We start from the raw sequence: 20,330 nt of genomic DNA, 5'->3' as shown, positions 1-20,330 counted from the left end.
TCTACTTAAACTATTTTATTTTATGTCAATATATTGTTTATCTACATTCCAGCCATATAATTCAACCGCTGCTTTCTCATTTGCAACGGGTGTGTAATCTATAGTAATTTTTCTTTCTTCTCCAGGTAAAACTGAAATATAATTATCACTATAAAATGTTGGTAATATTCTTTTTTTTGTTAAAATATTTACTAACGATAATCTGTTAAAGAACGCAACGGGATTGTCTTTGGAATTACTAACGGTTACTTCAACTTTACCTTTTGCTTTTTCATTTGCTCTAACATTCACTATTGCTTTCTTCATTTCCTGCAGCCCTGAATAATTTCCGGTAGAATCGGGTAACCAGTATAAATTATCACTTAACAATCTTTTATTTTCATCTGATAAAGATAAATAAAGAAAAGCCCCTTTATCCTTCACTAATTTATCCAACAAGGGTTTTACGGAAAGATATTTTTTAGAACGTGTGGGCTCAATTTCTGAGAACACCTGCGTAAGTAAAGAATCTTTTCCATTCATATCATACATTTTTACCTGCAGCATAATATTGTGTTTTGATGTAAAAGTATTATTAGCAATCATCACCATACCATCTGCAGGATTATACATAACATGAAAAGGCTCACTGCCGTTATGCAAACCGTACAAACAGGCATTGGGGTCAAGATAATAATCATACATCTGTCCACGCAAGGCAGTCCAAGGGTTTTGTGTCTTCCAGATAATCACACCTGTGTACCATTCCCACATGTGGGCGCTGAAGCCTTCCATCAATGCACGGTACTGATCATAATTAACCAATTGTGCCTTATCAGCAAAATCTTTTACATCTTTTGGCTTGCCATACGCATCAATGTAATGATCGTAGCCGATGTATTTATGATATCGCCATACACTATCAATTTTCCTGGATGTAAAATCAGGAATGATCATATTTTCTTTTGGAATAAATCTTTCCAGCGAAGCATAATCACCCATACCAACAGAACCCACTTCGGAGTTAAAAGGAAATGTCTGATGTTCCCAAAATGTATTGATGTTTTGAATCTGGTAAGGCCCGTCGCCATTCCCACCGAAAGGATTGTACGACATGCTATCGGAGTTTGAATATTCAATCAAATATCTTGTGCCATCCAGTTGGGGTATTATTGAATCACGCATGGCAACTAATATATCTTCAGGAGGCGTTATTTCATTTCCGCCGCACCACAATGCGAGGGAAGGATGATTGCGAATCATCTTTACCTGGTCAATAACTGAAGCAAGAAATAATTGATGACTGTCGGGGTATTTTCTTCTCGTCCATTGATCTTCTTTTTTCATAGGATCAAGCCACCGGCCATTGCAATCGCCGGAGTTCCAGAAATCCTGCATTACAAGCAAACCATATTTATCACAGGCATCATAAAATTCAGGTCGCTCTGTTAGTGCACCGCCCCATACGCGAATGAGGTTTAGGTTCATATCGCGGTGAAACCTTATCTCAGCATCATAACGGTCGCCCGATAAACGCAGCATCTCATCAGACACTATCCAGTTACCACCTTTAATAAATATTTTCTGGCCATTCACCAATACCTCGCGGCTGCGTGTTACAGTATTCCAGTTGGTATTTATTTCACGTACACCAAATTGTATATGCTCCACATCGCTTATTGCAGCAGCATCATCATTTATAAATTTTACATTGATGTTATATAAATTTTGCGGGCCATAACCATTGGGCCACCAGAGTTTTGGATTTTGTAAAACAAAATCGGGTAATGATGCTGTAACATTAGCGCCCGCAGCTACTGATATATGCGTTGAAATTTTTTCCCCTCCTAATTCATACTGCAAATCACCTGCGATGGTTTTGTTTCCGGCATTTAATAATTCAGCGGAAACTTTTATGGTTGCAGGATCCTGGTTTCCTTCAATAAATCTTTTGCCCGGCACTAACGTTATAACGTGTACGTTTTGAATATTAATAGCACCGGTTTTTTCAATGGTTACTTTATCCCAGATGCCGGTGTTGCGGTCTCTTATTGGTTGAATCCAATCCCAGCCTGCTACATATTGGTGCGAAACATTTTTTGCGATGGTACCATCTCCGCCCTGGCCTCCATTTGGATTGCCGACAGGATCCGGCGGATAAACAATAACAGCCAACCTGTTCTTCCCATCTTTTGCCAGCCATTGCGTAATGTTATATTGCTGGCGCAAAAACATTCCGTAAAATCTCTTTTCGTTTAATTTATGACCATTCAAAAATATGTCGCAACTATAATTGATGCCCCTGAAGTGGAGCCATACCTGATCACCCTCTTTATTGATTTTTTCATTGAAATCTTTTACAAACCAATAGGTATAATAGTCGCTTCCTGTATTATAAATGTCGGGAATTTTTTCGTTGTTCAATGCATAAAATGGATCAGGAATCATTTTGTTATCAAGCAGGTTTGTTAGCACTGTGCCCGGAACGGTTGCGTTCATAAATCCTTTCAGGTGGTAAGATGGCTGCGATATTTTTTCACCGTAATCCTTTGTTTTTTTTATGTTGATGCATTGCCAGCCTTTATTTAGTTCATACTGCTGCGCATGTGCGCTGAAAGAAATTAAACAAACAAGCGGGAGTAATAATTTTAAAATTCTCATGTAGCGTTAAGTTAAGTTTTTATGGGTTGAACTTTTACCACAAAGTCACTGACAACACTAAGAGAATCCCTTTGTGCCGTTGTTTCTTTGCGGGATAACATTTTTTTCAAATCATTTTAATTGGTCAATCTTAAAACGTATCACTTCGATTGCTTCTTTCATTCTTGATACAATCACATACATATCGCCTTTGTAGATCATAGTATGCGGATAGCCATATTGGCCACCTTTCCATAATCCTTCTTTCTTTAAATTATAGGGTTCATCGGCAATGATATAATTTTTATCAAACAATTTTCCGTCATTTGAAATTGAAAGTACTAACGGTGTTCTGGCATAATGATGCAAGGTATCCGGAATACCTGCATAATAAAAACGTCGATTAGGCAAGCGGCCAAAATGAAATTTGCTGTCATTATCCGTAAAATTTGTTTCAACCGGCAATGACCAGTGTGCACCATTGTCTTTACTTTCAGTTAACCATAATTTTCCTTTCCATCCTTTGCCTGTTACACGCAGCAGCATGTGAATAATACTGTCATCTGTTTGAAAAAAAGACCCTTCGCAAAGTGGCGGTAAATTATTTTTTTCAGCCGGTGCATAAAATGTTGCAGGGTTATCTTCTTTATATAAACTGTCTGCGTAAAAACTACTCATAGTCCAGCCGCTTAACCCGCGATAATCGTCTGTATACGGAAATGTAAAGTTGCCGCTGATAATTAATCTTCCGCTGGCAATTTTTTCGGGCCCGTGATTGGGATTAACAGGAACATGCATATTGATAGCGTTGCTCCAATGCTCGCCATCAGTGGATGTTTTAGCCCATAGATGAGTGTTGGTTTTATGAGGAGAATATTCTCCGTAATAAGCAACGATTGTATCGTTAAACTGGTGAAACCCTGCGGCTGTCAACACATTCAACGTGTCATTTTTATAAACACCAGGGTTAGCGAATACCTGCGGCGCTGACCAATGAAAAAAATCTTTTGATACAGCGAAAAATACACGCTGGCCGGGCTTATCTTCATCAATCATTCCATCACTCCAGATTGCAATAAACAGATTTTTCAAATGTGTGATTGAAGCATGATGGTTATAGAGCCATGCAGTGTCCGGGTGATAGATCATTTTTCTTTCAATGATCAAATGTGGAATTCCATCTTCGCTTGTGTAAGTGTTTTTTATAGGCGCGTGCTGCGCAATGCACGACATTGACAGAAGTAATAACGACGTAGTGTAAACGCCTTTTACAGTAAGCATGATTGCCATCTTATATAAAAAGTAAAAACTGCAAAATTACACCCAAATTACTTTTGCAGGTATTCCGATTTATGCTTTTATTTCCCCTATTTCGGCATTACAAAAATATCGTTACGGCCTGTCAGCAACTGCCGCTCCCCATTTTGATGAAGGCTTTTTTCCCATTTCAATTAACAGGCTGCCGCCGTTCATTATATCCGCGTAGGATAAATATGCCTTCGTATAATTTTTATTATTGAGCATTACCCGCTGGATATATTTATTTTTCGGACTATTGTTTTTTGCCAAAATTGTAAAGGTTTTATTGTTACCGATGTTAATGGTTGCTTCATCAAATAAAGGGCTTCCAAAAACATAGATACCTCCTGCGGGATGTACCGGGTAAAATCCCAATGCACTCATTACATACCATGCTGACATTTGCCCCACGTCTTCATTACCGCTCAATCCATCCGGTTTACCTGTGTACAAACTATCAAGTATATAGCGCACTTTATCTGCCGTTTTCCAGGGTTGCCCCGCATAAACATATAAATAAGCAATGTGATGGCTTGGCTCATTCCCATGTGCATATTGCCCTATCAATCCTGAAATATCATTGGAAGCTTCTTTACCCATATCGCCTTTAACAACATACAGGGAATCCAGTTTTTTAATGAACTTTTTATCGCCACCCAATAATTGTATAAGGCCATGTACGTCCTGCGGTGCAAGCCAGGTATATTGCCAGGCATTGCCTTCAGTAAAATCATCTTTCATGTGGCGGGAAATGAACGGGCTGAAAGGCTCACGCCATTGCGTAGACGAAATCCTGCCCCTTACAAATTGCGTGGTGCTATCGAAATAATTTTTATAATAACCTGCCCTTTTAATGAAATATTGGTAATCATCTTCTTTGCCCATACGTTTTGCCATTAATGCCGTGCATCCATCTGCAATGGCATATTCCATACCGGATGCTACTGATTCTGTCATGCTGTCGGCAGGAATAAAGCCATATTTTTTTACATATTTCATGCCCCGCTCATCGAGTATGGCTGTTGCCTTCACCGCCTCATATGCAAGGGCTGTATCAAACCCTTTTATGCCTTTTAAATAAGCATCAGCAATTACCTGTGTTGCACTGTTGCCGGGCATTGTATTGGTTTCATTGGCCATTAAATGCCATACCGGGAGCTTGCCTTGTTGCTGGTAAATCGCGAGCATTGAATTGACAATATCACTTACTCTTTCCGGTTGCAGCATTGTAAGTAATGAGTTTTCACACCGGTAAGTATCCCACAAAGAAAATGTGGTAAGATTGGTAAAGGAAGCGTTGCGATGTACTTCTTTATCGGTGCCATAATAATCCCCGTTTACATCGTTAAAAACAGAAGGGGCAATAAAAGAATGATACAAAGCTGTATAGAAAATTTCTTTTGCTTTTGCGTCATTGGTTTTTACAATCACTTTACTCAATTCCCTGTCCCAGGCTGCCGCAGCATTATTTTTAATCGCGTCAAAATCCCAACCAGGTATTTCAGTATTTATGTTGAGCATTGCATTTTCCATGCTTACCGGTGATATGCCAACTTTTAAGTCAATCGTTTCGCCTTCATTGGTTGTAAAATTTATCGCAGCTTTTACGCTATCGCTCATCGCCACATCGCCGGGTTGTATTTCTCGATTTTTAAATAACCGGATATTTTTAAAAGGTTTTGAAAAAACCGCTGCAAAATAAATTCTTTGATCCTGTGCCCAACCTTTTGAAAAACGATAACCGGCAATAGTGGAATCGTTTATTTTTTTTATGTAACCATATACAGGCATGTCCCAGCCAATGCCCTGCACTAAATCAATGATGATATGCGATTGCTGGGAAGCGGGAAATGTATAACGATGAAATCCTACTCTTGTTGAGGCGGTTAATTCCGCTTTAATATTATAACGTTTTAAATTAACGGAATAATACCCGGGGCTCACCTTTTCATCGGCATGGCTGAACAAAGAAAAATTGCCGGGCGCTTTTAAAGAACCTTTGTTTATGATGAGTTCACCTGTTGTGGGCATTACCAATATATCTCCTAAATCGCCGATGCCTGTTCCGCTTAAATGTGTATGCGAAAAGCCAATGATAGTAGAGTCGGCATAATTATAACCTGAACACCAGTCCCATCCTTCGGAAATGTTTACAGGACCTAATTGCACAGCTCCGAACGGTACATTGGCTCCGAGAAAAACATGTCCATGCCCACCGGTTCCGATGTAAGGATTTACATAACTAACGGCACTCTGCGACAGGCCTACCCGAAAACAAAAATTTACCAGAAAGAATAACAGCAAAAGATATTTTCCAAAAAAGCGACGCTTTCCGGATACTAAGTTGAAACGTTCGAAAATTTTCATTTAAAATAGATTTTTAAAACCTGGTGCAAAGTAAATTTTAATTTTTAACCGGTTCATATTTCAGCCAGCTTTCGGGTATATCTGCCGGCTTTTCATGTTCCCTGCTATGTTTTAAGTCTAATTTAAAACCGCCGCCACCTTCAATAAAATTGAGCAGGAAAGGCTGTAAACCTTTTTTTAAAGCAACCTGCCCAGTCTTTTGAATAGCAGAATGCAGGCCATCGTTATTCACTACTTCGCGGTTAGCAATGTTGAGTATGCCGCCATCATCGCAGGTTAAATAAAATGTATAAATTCCTGTTTGCGGCACATCAATATAACCTTTGTATTGAAGGCCGAAAGAAGGTGCATTAATTGAAGCGGGTACTATAAAATTCTTTGCGATAAACACACTGTCAGGTTTCGTGCCGGCCAATGCCGTACTGGTTTTAAAAAACTGTTTATAATAATTGCAATTCAATCCTTGCTTTAATGATCCGGGAGGCATTATAGGAATTGCATATTGTTCTTTTTTATAATGAAGTGTATAAATATCACCTCTTGACCCGGACTTAGTGAAAGCTGCGAGCTTAATAACCAGTGGCTTTTCTATGGTAATTGGTTTATTAAATACCGGCGATGAGATTTCGGGTATGCCACCGTTAGTAGTATAATGTATTTGTAATCCTGGTAACGGACTTTTAACATTTAGTATGGCTTTGTCTGTAAATACATTTTGTTCAGCGATGCCCGTTATATCAGGCAAACGGTAGTGTACTTTCAATGCATCCAGTCGCTTGAATTGTTGTTGCAATCTTGAATGATAATTATCATAGTCATTTGTATTGCTCCAAAGTCTTTCGGCCAATGCTGTCATACGGGGCATGTACATAAAGTCGGCACGCTTTTCTGAAGGAATATGTTCCGTCCAGATGTTGGCTTGTGCGCCTATTATAAATTTTGCTTCAGCAGCAGTTAAGCCTTTCGGCACCACATTAAAATCATATACCGCTTTTACTGATTGCGCATCGGGCATGCCGTCAAAATAAAGTGGATTACCGGGCGTCATAATTACATAGTTCCCGTTTTTTGCTGCTTTAACCGGGGCATCCGGAACCCAGCTTCGCCAATACATTACATAAGCCGTTTTGCTTACACCTCCCTCCAATATTTCATCCCAGCCAATTAATTTTTTCCCGTTTGCATTAAAAAACTTTTCCATTCTTTTTACAAAATAACTCTGCAATTCATCCACATTGTTTAACCCTTCTTTTTGCATTAGTTCTCTACATGCTGTTGATTTTGCCCATTCTTTCCGGTCTACTTCGTCTGCCCCGAGGTGTACATATTCAGATGGGAAGATGGAAAATATTTCTTTGTAAACATTTTCAGCAAACACGAATGTGCTTTCGTTGCAAGGGCAAATTGGTGTTGAAAATAATTCACCCCATTTGCTTCCTCCGTCGCAGGATAAAAAAGGATAAGCACGAATAGCTGCCATCATGTGGCCGGGCATATCAATTTCAGGAATAATGTCAATATATTTTTTGGCAGCATAGGCTACAAGTTCTTTCATTTGTTCTTGTGTATAAAAACCTCCATACAATGTTTTGCCATCTTTATGAATAATGTGTTCGGTATCAATTGCCATGTCAGGATTGGTTTCGGCCATTTTTACACAATCCGAATCCTGGTTGTTGAATGTGCGCCAGGCGCCTTCTTCGGTAAGTTTGGGATACTTTTTTATTTCTATACGCCAGCCCTGGTCATCGCTTAGATGAAGATGAAGTTTATTCATTTTATACAAAGCCATCACATCAATAAATTTTTTTAAATAGGCTATCGAAAAGAAATGCCGTGCTACATCTAAATGCATTCCACGCCAGCTATACATAGGCGCATCAGTTATGTCTGCAGCAGGCAAAGAAACGTTTTGAGCCTTTACAGCCTTGCTTTCCGCAGCAACCGGCAATAGCTGCCTTATAGTTTCAATGCCCCTGAAGATACCTGCCGGATATTTTGCTGACAATACTATTTTCCCCGGATGGATGCTCAGTTGGTAGCCTTCATTTGAAATAATAGTATTTTTTTGTTCAAAAATAATTTCGCCGGCCGGAGATTTTTTACCTGTATTGACCTTAATGGAATAGCCGGTTGCGTTCTGTAATAACTTTTGCAGGTATTCGGCCTCGTTAGTAAAGAGTTTAGCGTATGAAATGACAGTTGATTGATTAATGATGAAAGATCCTTTCGCTGGTTGTAAATGCGATGGATACGGAATTATGGGGTAATTGTCCGAAGTATTTTTTTGCTGCGCCATTGTCTTATTACGGGGCAACGATATGAATGCGATAACCAGGAGACAAACTGAAAGAAGACGATTCATAATAAATATCACTTTTAATAAAAAAAATTATTGATTTACCGGCAACAAACGAAGTATTGCGAAGTACGGTAATTTATGCCGTTTTGTGATGAAGATAAAACAAAAGTGAATGTGATATTTAGCTACTATACGAGGGCTCTTTCAATCTTTAAATTTAAAACCGGGATATAAGGTTGTAATAAAAAGCGCGGGTTTTCTGAAATTACTTTGTGGCAGCTTTCTGCCGGCAGGTGAGGGATTTACGGTAAACCATATTCGAAAAAATAACCTGGGAGAAACAATGAAGGTTTTTAAATGCTTTGGTTTAATAAAAATAAGATGACGTTGCGCTGACGCGCTCTAACTCCAATTCAAATCCTGAGCGATCCACGGAAACCCCGGACTGCATAATACGATTCTGCTCCATTATGATATAAGAAGACGGTGTCATAGCGACGGTCACAAAAGAGGGCGCCACCGCGTTTTCTAATGTGGGCTGGTGTTTGCACCCAGCTTGACGTTTTGGTATCGAAATTTCCAAGTTGCTGCAGTCTGCGATATTGTTCTTCGGTTAATAACTCAATGCCCATATTGGCTGCCATTTTAATTGCACTATTTCCCGGTTTATTTTCCTTTCTTAATTCCAGCGCTTCATGATCGTAGCAAAGGCTCCTGCGGCCCGTTAGGACTTTCCGGTGAAAAATCATAAAAATATATTCGCCCGTTTTTTTATCAATGCCAATAACATCCGGTTCGCCACCGCTTCTTTCCATTTCATTGAGCGACCATAGTTTTTCAGAATTGGCTTCGAGCTTTGATTGTATCGCTGCCCACGCAAGGCTTTTGTGGCGGTTGATGTTTTTTTCAAAACGGTTTTTTAGCGTACTGAGTAATTCGTCAACTTGTTCCGGTGATAATTGCTTTTTATTACTATAGATATTCTTCATACATTTTATTTCTTTTATGAATATTGATGCCGACTAGAGTTTTGCCGGAATTCATATCTGAAGTTGAAAGGTTGATGTCTTATTTCATTTGTAATTATTAATCATTCAAACCTTTCCCATCAAGAATTTGCGGTATATATTTTTCAACCCTTGCCTCACGGGTTTTGGATTGTTTGGGTTGAGAGAAATGAAAAATGTATGTTCTTTGTCTTCCGGGTGTTAGTGCTTCGAAAGCTTTTTTCAACGCAGGTCTTTTATCTAATTTATTTTGAAATTCTTCGGGAATTTTGAAATCTGATGTTTTTTTTAATTTTACCTGCAAGCCGGCTTTTTCTACTTCTATTGCTTCATAAATATAGCTTTTGATAATGCGCTCTTTCGTAGTTATTTCACGAACATTGGTGAACCGGAGCTGGCGTGCGGACTGCACATTCTCTGTTTGTTGTACCAGGATGCCTTCGGGATCATTTAACAAAGCGCCTTTGAAAAACAGCAGCGCACAGTATTCTTTAAATACATGGATTAAAACAATGTTTCTGTTCTCAAAGGTGTAACAAGGGCAACCCCACTTCAACTCTTCTGTAAGCCCGCAATCAAGCACAATTATTCTTAATTGCTCAATTTCTTTTTGCCACTTTTTTTCTTTATCAAAATAAAAATCAACCTTTGGATTCATTGTATTCATTTATTGATCGGCTAAAATTATTTTTCTATTTGCAGGCCTGAAATACCACGACAAAATAATAAAAATTGTTTGCATAAATGGCCCAATAATTCCTTTCAAGCTATCGTCCCCACTGGCCAGGTGCGAAATAAGGGCCCCGGTCATTACAAAAAATAAGCCTGCATAAGCCCATTCTTTTACGAGCTTAAATCGCGGAATTATAATGGCTATTACTCCAAGTATTTTCCATACACCAATGATGTATAGGAAATATAATGGGTAGCCCAACGGAACAACTATATCAATCATTCCCCTTGCGTGAAATATTTGTTGTAAGCCACTTACCAACATGCCAAAAGCCAATAAAGTAGTGGCACCCCAATAGATAATTAATCTTCTCTTTTCCATTGTATATTTATTTTAATTTGTTCACGATTTCCTGCAAACGGTTATGAGCCCAGTTTATGCCTTGTGCAAATGGTAACTTCAACACCTGGTCTCTTTGTGCAACGGATTCATATATTACGTGCATATTGAGTTTGCTGGTGTCGTCGGTAAGTTGTACAAATTCGTATACCTCAAGCTGAACCCCATAAGGTGTATTCTCCATTTCAAATGTTCTCGTGATTTTCCGGTTCGGGATAAACTCATGAATTACACCATTGGCACTGAAAGCCACATTTCCTTTTGGATCGGATGTTTGGATCTCGTAACTGCCATGTTTCTTACTTTCAAGTTTCAGCACTTTCGTTCCCATCCATTGCTCCAATATTTCGGGTTCTATATATGCTTTAAAAAGTAATTCCAATGGCAAATCAAATTCCCTTGTAATTACCAAGTCCTGTTTACCGTCTTCAGCATTGATTTTAGTTTTTTGTTCCATGATTCTATTTTTTGCTTTTGTATTTCTTCATGATGGTTTCAAGTTTATTAAACCTTTCGTCCCACATTTTGCGGAACGGTTCAATGAAGTCGGCTATTTCTTTCATTTGTTTTGCATTGATGTGATAGTAAATTTCCCTGCCACTTTGCTTTTGTTTAAGCAGCTCGCATTCGGTAAGTATCTGCAGGTGTTTTGAAACTGTTGGCCTTGCCGTATGGAAGTTTGAAGCTATTGCACCGGCGGTTAACGATTGTGAAGCAACCAATAACAATATTGCTCTTCTTGTAGGGTCGGCTATGGCTTGAAATACATCTCGTCTTAAATTCATTGTGTAGTTATTTGACTACAAATATATATGTAGTTATTTAACTACGCAAACTTTTTTTCAATTTTTTTTCAACGATTTTTTGTAGCCTTAGCTGGGAGTATCATCGACTGTTAACTTGCAACTTTCATTTCAACTGTCCGTTTTTTCAAATCAAACTGTTCATATTCGAACACTTTCGTTATAACGACCATCTTCTTACTTATTCTTTATCAACGCAATAAAGCATTGGTATGATGGTTGAAAATAATTACCGGATGGCGGAGCTATGTTTTTCTGCCATCTGGTATAATGTTTCCTAAAACGTCTATAACCAAAATCAGATGATAAAAAATTTTTTCAAAATTGCTTTGAGGAATCTCCGGAAGAACGAGGCATTTTCCTTCATTAATATTTTCGGGCTGGCTATCGGCCTTACTTGCTTCATGTTTATTGCGGTGTTTGTTTATAACGAACTAAATTATGACCGTTATCCCGCTGATGCAAGAAATATTTACCGGGTGATTTTATCTGTTACCGGTAATGGCGACGTTGCGGTATATCCTGATGTAGATATGGGGGTTGGCGAAGGAATGAAAGCTGCATATCCGGAAATAAAAGCCTTAACAAGAGTTTCCGCAGCAAGTGATTTTGTGCAGTATGATGATAAGCAATTCAAAGAAGATCACATGGCCTTTGCTGATTCCAATTTCTTGCATTTTTTTTCTATCCCGTTACTTAAGGGAAATGATGCAGATGCTTTGGTGGAGCCGAACAGTGTAGTGATAACAAAAACCCTGGCAAAAAAATATTTTGGCGATGAAAATCCCATTGGTAAAACATTAGCCATAGGTATAAGAAAAGATCCATACAAGGTTACAGGTGTTATTGACAAAGTGCCTGATGATTCGCATTTTCATTTTGATGCTTTTTTAAGTCTCTCAACGTGGCATATAACCAATAAAACATGGAGCAATCTTGGGCCTTATACTTATCTTCTTTTAGATAAAAATGCTGATCCGAAAAAGCTGGAAGCAAAGTTTCCGCAACTCGTAGCGGAACACGTAGTACCCGAAGTTCAGCATGATATGGGCGTAAGCCTTGCAGAAGTACAGAAGTCAGTGAATACATTTGTTTTTTCATTGCAACCGCTTACACGAATTCATCTACACTCTAATACAAAATATGAGCTGGAGCCTGGCGGCGACATTCAATACGTATATATTTTTTCTGCGCTGGCTATTTTTATTTTATTGCTTGCCTGTGTAAACTTTACTAATCTTTCCACTGCACGTGCTTTTAAAAGAGCAAGAGAAGTGGGTATTCGAAAAGTGTTGGGTTCTGTAAAAAAGCAACTGGTACTACAGTTCTTATCCGAATCGGTTTTGCTTACATTGTTTGCAATGCTATGTGCATTTGCCTTGTTGTTTTTATTGTTGCCTTACTTTAACCAGTTGGCGAATAAAAATATCGACTTCGGGTTTTTCCTCAATTACAAATCAATACTGGCAATGTTTTGTGTAAGCATGTTTGCTGGTTTGCTGGCAGGTATTTATCCTGCATTTTTCTTATCATCTTTTAATACTATCAAAGTTTTAAAAGGTTCAGCACACACGCAAGGCTCGCACAGAAGACCTTTACGCAGCAGCCTTGTGGTGTTCCAGTTTTTTGTTTCTATTGCATTGATTATTGCAACGATAATCGTTTACCAGCAACTGCATTTCATGCAAAATAAAAAGCTGGGTTATGATAAAGAACAGGTATTGTACCTGCAGGATGCAAGGTTGCTGGGCAAGAACCAGTATGCATTCGAGCAAAAAATGTTGCAGGATAGCCGGGTGGTTTCTGCGAGTATTTCAAGGTATGTTCCCGGGGGGATGATGATGGATGGAACAGAAATTTACCCAAAAGATGAAAACGGTAATGGAACGGAAATTCATGGAAACATTTACCATATCGACTACGACTACCTGAAAACATTGGGTATTAAAATAATTCAGGGAAGGAATTTTTCAACGGATTTTCCTACGGATTCTTCATCCGGCGTAATCATTAATCAAGCGGCCGTACGTGAGTTGGGCTGGAGTGGCCAAAATGTTATCGGGAAAACAATCGTTCGCTCAGGTCAAAAGCAATATAACGTGGTAGGCGTAGTCGCAGATTTTAATTATGCTTCTGTGAAACAAAAAGTGGCCCCGATGATGCTGCTGCTTGGCGGAAATTTTGGTGGTCTAATCTTTAAAATAAAAACGACGGATGTAAAAGGTTTTTTGGCTGATCTGAAAAAACAATGGGACGCCTTTAATCCGGAAGGACCGCTAGGTTATACTTTCCTTGATGAAAATTTTGCAAAGTTGTATGCAAGTGAAATTCGTACACAACAAAGTTTTTCTGCCTTTGCTATTATTGCCATCATTATTGCCAGCCTTGGATTATTCGGCCTTTCTGCATTTGTAATAGAACAACGTACGAAAGAGATTGGAATCCGTAAAGTGTTAGGTGCATCTGTTCAGAATGTGTTATTGTTAGTATCAAAAGAATTTTTATTGCTGGTGAGTATTGCCTTTATTATTTCTATTCCTGTAACGTGGTGGGTAATGCACACCTGGCTGCAGGACTTTGATTACAGGATACAAATAAGTGTATGGGTATTTATAACGGCAGGCGTACTTGCAATTTTAATCGCATTACTAACGGTAAGTTTCCAGGCAATAAAAGCGGCCGTTGCTAACCCGGTGAAAAGTTTAAGAACGGAATGATAAAAAAATTTAAAATAAAAGTGATGGGCGGTAACCCTAAGTTTAATCTCATTCGTATTATATCATAAACGAAAATTTAAAAACCAGGACGATGATTAAAAACTTATTGCTTGTTGCCTTTCGCAATTTTAAAAAAGACAAATGGTACACGCTGCTGAATGTATTGGGCCTTACTATTGGCATTACATTCAGCTTATTTCTTATTTTTTATATAAGAGATGAACTGAACTACGACCGTTATCTTGAAAAGTCTGATCGTATATACAGGATCGTTTCTTATATACAGGAACGGGATAAAAATACAAACTGGACACTAACGCAGCTTCCTGTAGCTGCTACCGTAAAAAAAGATTTTCCGGAAGTGGAAGATGCTACCTGGTTTATAAGTAGGGAAAGAACGTTGTTTAAAAATGGCGAAAATAGTTTTTACGAAACAAAAGTATATTATGCTGATAGCACAGTCTTCAACATATTTACTTATAAGTTCCTGGAGGGCGATGTAGCACATGCATTGAATGAACCCAACAGCATTGTAATTTCAAAATCCCTTGCGGAAAAATATTTTGGTAAGAATACCGCTGCCGTTGGTAAGACACTTAAGACAGTATATGACTTATATAAAGTGACTGGCGTAATTGAAGATGTGCCCAAAAATTCTCATTTGCGTTTTGATATGCTGATATCAGGATCTACATTGTTAAAGGGTCGCCAGAACGATGGCTTGAACAATTGGGGCAACTTCAACAACTTTACCTATGTGCTGCTGAAACCCGGAACCAACGTTGAGGCATTCAACAAAAAGCTGGTTTCGATGTATAAAAAATATGTCGAACCGCTTTTTGCACAGTTTAATATTAAGATGCAGTATGGTGTGCAGCCAATAACTGCTATACATCTTCATTCAAACCTGGAGAGGGAGCCGGAAGAACTCGGAAACATGTCTTATATCTGGATCTTTTCTGCAGTAGCTTTTTTTATGCTGCTTATTGCATGTATTAACTATATGAATCTTACAACAGCAAGGTCTGCACGAAGGGCAAAAGAAATAGGTATTCGCAAAGTAACCGGCTCAACAAAAAAACAATTGGTATTACAATTTTTAATGGAGTCATTGCTTACAGCTTTAATGGCGGTATTACTAAGTATGTTATTAGTAATTCTTTTACTTTCTGTTTTCAATTCTATATCAGGCAAAGCATTTACCATACATACATTGCTGCAACCGTTCAATATCATTCTGCTGGCGGTTATCGTGTTGTTTACAGGCCTGGTAGGCGGCAGCTATCCTGCGTTTTACCTTTCAGGGTTTCAGCCGGTGAGCATTTTAAAAGGAGCTCTTTCAAATGCATCAGGCAATGTTAACCTGCGCCGTACATTGGTAGTATTGCAGTTTTCCATTTCAATGATTATGCTAATTTGTACCTGGGTCGTGTATTCGCAACTTTCTTATTTAAGAAAGAAAGACCTTGGTTTTAATAAAGACCAGGTGATGACCGTAACTGTTAATACAGGAGAGGATGAGCGCAGCAAGATATACGCTATGAATAATGAATTCCGTAGCCTTCCCGGCGTGAAAATAGTGGGCACAGGTAATTCTTATCCGGGGAGCGCCAACAGCAACCTGAATCTTTTCACAGTAGAAACTAAAAACGGTCATGTTGATAAAGCAATTGAATGCTATTCAATTGATGAAAATTACCTGGGCGCACTTGGTATCCCTTTGGAGAAAGGGCGTAATTTTTCAATTCCTTCCGATACGCTGCATAGCATTATAGTGAATGAAGCAATGGTAAAACATTTTGGATGGGATAATGCTATCGGAAAGCGTGTAAAATTTCCCGGTGACACTTCAGGCAATTACCTGGAAGTGGTGGGTGTGATAAAAGATTTCCACCAAAAATCATTATACAATCCAATCGCCCCATTGCTTTTGTTTTACGGCCCCAATAGTAATATCATACAATTAAAGATAAGCCCGGCCAATATCAAAGCAACTATTGCTCAGGTAGAAAGCAGTTGGAAAAAGTATTTTCCACAATTACCATTTGAATATAAATTTTTGGATGAAGATTTTAATTCACAATATGCTGCAGACCAAAAGAGGGGAATGATTTTTGCAGCTTTTTCTATACTAACGATCATCATTACATGTCTTGGCCTGCTTGGCCTTACTGCCTTTACGACTCAGCAAAAACAAAAGGAAATCAGCATACGCAGGGTACTGGGAGCAAGTATAGCGCAGGTGGTTACGATGACTACAAAAAATTATCTGTGGCTGGCATTAATTGCTGCATTGATTGCATTCCCGGTGGCTTATTATTTTATGTATAAATGGTTGCAGATATTTCCTTATAACACAGGCCTGTCGGTAATTCCATTTATATTATCTGCATTTGTAATTGTAATTACGGCATCGGCAACAGCAATGTTTTATTCTGCAAAAGCAGCTGTTACTAACCCGGCAAAAATTTTAAAGACAGAATAGAATAAAGTGATAATTGATAATTAAAAATGGATTATAGACAGAAGAAAAATTATTAAAATACTATAAAGAAAAATAACATGAAAAAGTATTTCTTTCTATTGCTGGTTGTGGCTTTAAGCCTCACAGTAAATGCACAAAACAAATCAGAAACAGAACCATATTTAACGAAATCATTTGCCGGTGAGTCCCTCAGCAAAGTTACAGCTGAGACCAGCGGCGGCAACATTACTGTTACAGGTGTTGATCCATCTCAATCGAAAGTGGAAGTTTTTGTTTCGCAAAATAACAACAGGAAAACGTTAACTGATGAGGAACTTCAATCAAAAATTAATGAAGATTATGACCTGGATGTTTCCGTAAAAAACCATGAACTAACGGTAACGGCTAAGTCAAAACGCAGAATCACGGATTGGAAGAAAGCTTTGAGTTTTTCTTTTAAAATATATATACCTAAAAATGCAGCAGCTGATTTAACAACAAGTGGCGGAAACATTTCGCTGGCAAATCTTTCGGGAAACAAAGGATTTACTACAAGTGGTGGAAATTTAAACCTGGAGGCTCTTGAAGGAAAAACAAAAGGAGCAACTTCCGGTGGAAATATTAACTTAAGTAATTCCAAAGATGATATGGATGTTTCAACAAGTGGCGGCAATATTCGTGCTGAAAAATCATCCGGGAATATTAGCATAGTTACTTCCGGCGGATCTATTAACATGGAAGATTTGAACGGAAAAATAAAAGCTACAACCAGTGGCGGCAACGTTAAGGGCAAAACCATTGCCGGTGAGTTAAATGCTTCTACATCCGGCGGAAATGTTTCGTTGCATAACCTTACCTGCGCATTGAAGGCGGCTACCAGTGGCGGCAATATTGATGTGTCGGTTAAAAACTTAGGCAGCTATCTTTCGCTATATAATTCTGCAGGAAAAGTAAATCTTGAAATTCCAAAGAGTATTGGCATTGATTTGAAATTATCTGCCATGAAAATTTCGACAGGCACACTCGAAAATTTCAATGGTACAAATTCTAATGAAGAAATAAAAGGGACTGTGAATGGCGGAGGTATTCCTGTAACGGTGGAAGCAGGCAGTGGAAAAATAGATATTGTGTTTAATTGATAATTGGCAATCGCGAAGAAATAAATTCTTACCATAAAGCCATGATAAAATTTCAGTTTGCTAAATTTTGGAATTAAAATCAAATCTCATGATCAGGAATTATTTAAAAATTGCTTTCAGAAACCTTTGGAAAAACAAAGGCTTTTCTGCTATTAATATTGCTGGCCTGGCTATAGGGTTGGCAACGTGCCTGCTTATGCTGTTTTATGTAACGGATGAGTTGAGCTATGATAAATTTAATGAGAAGGCTGACAGGATTTATCGTGTAGATGGAGATATACAATTTGGTGGTAATCATTTTGTGTTGGCTGTAGCGCCTGACCCGATGGGCCAGGTATTAAAAAAAGATTTCCCGCAGGTAGAACAATATGTGCGTTTTCGCGGCTATGGGGGACTGTTAGTAAAGAAAGGAAATCAAAACATTAATGAAGAAAAGGTTATATATGCGGATTCAACTCTCTTTGACGTGTTCACATTGCCCATGATACAAGGTGATCCTAAGACTGCTTTGGTTGAGCCGAACAGCGTTGTAATAACGGAAACAACTGCTAGAAAATATTTTAACTCAACTGATGTTGTGGGAAAAAATTTTGTGATAAATGACACTGTTAATTTTAAAATAACGGGTGTTATAAAAGATATTCCATCACAGTCGCATTTTAATTTCGATTTTTTTGTATCTCTTTCATCCAACGATGAAAGCAGGCAAAACAATTGGGTGAGCAATAATTTCAATACCTATATAGTTTTGAAAAAAGGTGCTGATCCAAAAAAGCTGGAAGCGCAGTTTCCTTCAGTAGTTACAAAATATGTTGGTCCGCAGGTAAAGCAACTGATGAATATTAATATGGAAGAATTTGCAAAGGGTGGCAATTACGATACCTATCACTTAACGCCTATAACAAGTATTCATTTACATTCGAATAAAACAGCTGAACTTGGCGCTAACAGCAGTATTGAATTCGTTTATATTTTTTCGTTTATAGCAGTTCTTATTTTACTAATTGCATGTGTAAATTTTATGAATCTCTCTACCGCCCGTTCTTCCAACCGTGCAAAGGAAGTAGGTGTAAGGAAAGTATTGGGATCATTAAGGAAATCTCTCGTTGCACAGTTTCTTACCGAATCTGTTCTTATCAGCTTTATAGCATTGATATTGGCAATTATTATCGCGTGGCTGATGCTTCCTTATTTTAACCAGTTATCCGGTAAGCAACTTGGAACAAGTGTCTTTGAAAATCCATGGTTATTTCCGGCTCTTATCGCATTAATGGTAGTAGTTGGAGTAATTGCGGGAAGTTATCCTGCATTCTTTCTTTCGGCATTCAAGCCCGTTGAGGTATTAAAAGGAAAGCTGTCGAAGGGGTTTAAAGGCAGCTGGCTTCGCAGCGGGCTGGTAGTTTTCCAGTTCTTTATTTCAATTGCACTCATTGTAGGGACAATTGTAATTTATAACCAATTAAAATTTATACGAAGTAAAGATTTGGGATATAACCGAAACCAGGTGTTGATAATTAAAAATACGTTTCCGCTTGGCAACAATGCTAAAGTGTTTAAAGATGAAGTGTTGCAGATGGCAGGCGTTCAAAATGCAACAATGACCGGCTTTTTACCAACTTCTGAGTGGCGCAGTGACAGTCCCTTATTCCCTGATGCAACGCTCAATCAAAAGACCGCAGTGTCTGCGCAAATATGGCGCGTAGATGAAAATTATATTTCAACGTTGGACATGAAAATGATTGAAGGAAGGAATTTCTCAAAAGATTTTCCGACTGATTCCAGCGGTATCATCATTAATGAAAGCGCAGCAAAATTGCTGGGTTTTAAAAATCCGCTTAATAAAACACTATATTATCTTAATAATTTCAACAATAACAAAGATGTTACTGCCTATCATATTCTTGGTGTGGTAAAAGATTTTAATTTCAGCTCGTTGCGGGATGAAGTAACACCGTTAGCATTAATGTATCGTGAGCAAAACGGCAGCATCTCATTTAGAATAAATACAACAGATATTCCCAATTTAATTTCAAATATAGAAAGCAAATGGAAAGCAATGGCGGTTGGCCAACCATTTACTTATTCTTTTATGGATGATGATTTTAATAAAACTTATCTGTCAGAACAGCGGACCGGTAAAATATTTATCTCGTTTGCAATATTTGCCATTTTTATTGCATGCCTCGGTTTATTTGGGCTGGTAACTTATGCGGCAGAACAACGTACACGGGAGATAGGAATTAGAAAAGTTTTGGGGGCTTCAGTAAGTGGTATTGTTGGTATGCTTTCTAAAGATTTTTTAAAGCTTATTATTATTGCTATGTTAATCGCATTTCCTGTTGCGTGGTGGGCTATGCATACCTGGCTGCAACATTTTGCATACAGGATTTCTATTACGTTGCGGGTATTCGTAATAGCTGGCGGAATATCTCTTTTAATTGCTTTACTAACGGTAAGTTTCCAGGCAATTAAGGCTGCGCTTGCCAACCCGGTTAGGAATTTAAGAACAGAATAGCAAATGGTGAACGGTGAATGAAAATT

General features: G+C 38.3%; 13 protein-coding genes. 4 read left to right on the top strand and 9 right to left on the bottom strand.

The window, feature by feature from the left end; genetic code table 11:
- Positions 1 to 15: 15 nt before the first annotated feature.
- The 9 genes from FW778_RS02420 to FW778_RS02380 all read right to left on the bottom strand — a co-directional run bounded on the left by FW778_RS02420 (position 16) and on the right by FW778_RS02380 (position 11,451).
- Complete coding sequence (locus FW778_RS02420) at positions 16 to 2,640, bottom strand: glycoside hydrolase family 2 protein (RefSeq protein WP_150413001.1); 2,625 nt, start codon at positions 2,638 to 2,640, stop codon at positions 16 to 18.
- A gap of 111 nt (positions 2,641 to 2,751) precedes the next feature.
- On the bottom strand, positions 2,752 to 3,900 hold the full coding sequence (locus FW778_RS02415; RefSeq protein WP_202552045.1) for an exo-alpha-sialidase: 1,149 nt from the start codon (positions 3,898 to 3,900) through the stop codon (positions 2,752 to 2,754).
- 111 nt (positions 3,901 to 4,011) lie between these two features.
- Positions 4,012 to 6,285 (bottom strand): GH92 family glycosyl hydrolase, encoded by a 2,274-nt coding sequence (locus FW778_RS02410; RefSeq protein ID WP_150412999.1) that lies wholly within the window; start codon positions 6,283 to 6,285, stop codon positions 4,012 to 4,014.
- 37 nt (positions 6,286 to 6,322) lie between these two features.
- Complete coding sequence (locus FW778_RS02405) at positions 6,323 to 8,650, bottom strand: family 20 glycosylhydrolase (protein ID WP_150412998.1); 2,328 nt, start codon at positions 8,648 to 8,650, stop codon at positions 6,323 to 6,325.
- A 350-nt stretch (positions 8,651 to 9,000) separates the two neighbouring features.
- Positions 9,001 to 9,576, bottom strand: coding sequence for a DUF4256 domain-containing protein (locus FW778_RS02400; RefSeq protein WP_150412997.1), 576 nt, complete (start codon positions 9,574 to 9,576; stop codon positions 9,001 to 9,003).
- A gap of 97 nt (positions 9,577 to 9,673) precedes the next feature.
- The gene (locus FW778_RS02395) at positions 9,674 to 10,252 is read right to left on the bottom strand and encodes a YdeI/OmpD-associated family protein (protein ID WP_150412996.1); all 579 of its coding nucleotides are present in this window, start codon (positions 10,250 to 10,252) and stop codon (positions 9,674 to 9,676) included.
- A 9-nt stretch (positions 10,253 to 10,261) separates the two neighbouring features.
- Entirely contained in the window at positions 10,262 to 10,648 is a 387-nt protein-coding gene (locus FW778_RS02390; protein ID WP_150412995.1) for a DoxX family protein, read from the bottom strand.
- 7 nt (positions 10,649 to 10,655) lie between these two features.
- Positions 10,656 to 11,123: an SRPBCC family protein gene (locus tag FW778_RS02385; RefSeq protein ID WP_150412994.1), complete on the bottom strand. Its 468-nt coding sequence runs from the start codon at positions 11,121 to 11,123 to the stop codon at positions 10,656 to 10,658.
- Between the two features lie 4 nt (positions 11,124 to 11,127).
- Positions 11,128 to 11,451 (bottom strand): ArsR/SmtB family transcription factor, encoded by a 324-nt coding sequence (locus FW778_RS02380; RefSeq protein ID WP_150412993.1) that lies wholly within the window; start codon positions 11,449 to 11,451, stop codon positions 11,128 to 11,130.
- Between the two features lie 320 nt (positions 11,452 to 11,771).
- Here FW778_RS02380 and FW778_RS02375 point away from each other — a divergent pair, with 320 nt between their 5' ends.
- The 4 genes from FW778_RS02375 to FW778_RS02360 all read left to right on the top strand — a co-directional run bounded on the left by FW778_RS02375 (position 11,772) and on the right by FW778_RS02360 (position 20,304).
- Positions 11,772 to 14,186, top strand: a complete 2,415-nt coding sequence (locus FW778_RS02375) for an ABC transporter permease (protein ID WP_150412992.1) — start codon at positions 11,772 to 11,774, stop codon at positions 14,184 to 14,186.
- A gap of 91 nt (positions 14,187 to 14,277) precedes the next feature.
- On the top strand, positions 14,278 to 16,671 hold the full coding sequence (locus FW778_RS02370) for an ABC transporter permease (protein WP_150412991.1): 2,394 nt from the start codon (positions 14,278 to 14,280) through the stop codon (positions 16,669 to 16,671).
- Positions 16,672 to 16,748: 77 nt separating this feature from the next.
- A complete protein-coding gene (locus FW778_RS02365) occupies positions 16,749 to 17,789 on the top strand; it encodes a DUF4097 family beta strand repeat-containing protein (protein WP_150412990.1) in 1,041 nt (346 codons plus the stop codon).
- A gap of 88 nt (positions 17,790 to 17,877) precedes the next feature.
- The gene (locus FW778_RS02360) at positions 17,878 to 20,304 is read left to right on the top strand and encodes an ABC transporter permease (protein WP_150412989.1); all 2,427 of its coding nucleotides are present in this window, start codon (positions 17,878 to 17,880) and stop codon (positions 20,302 to 20,304) included.
- Positions 20,305 to 20,330 lie beyond the last annotated feature (26 nt).

This window comes from Ginsengibacter hankyongi (genome assembly GCF_008710285.1).
In the GTDB taxonomy this organism is placed as follows: Bacteria; Bacteroidota; Bacteroidia; order Chitinophagales; family Chitinophagaceae; genus Ginsengibacter; species Ginsengibacter hankyongi.
The sequence above is the reverse complement of the archived record's forward strand: the minus strand, read 5'-3'. Positions and strand labels throughout refer to the sequence as shown.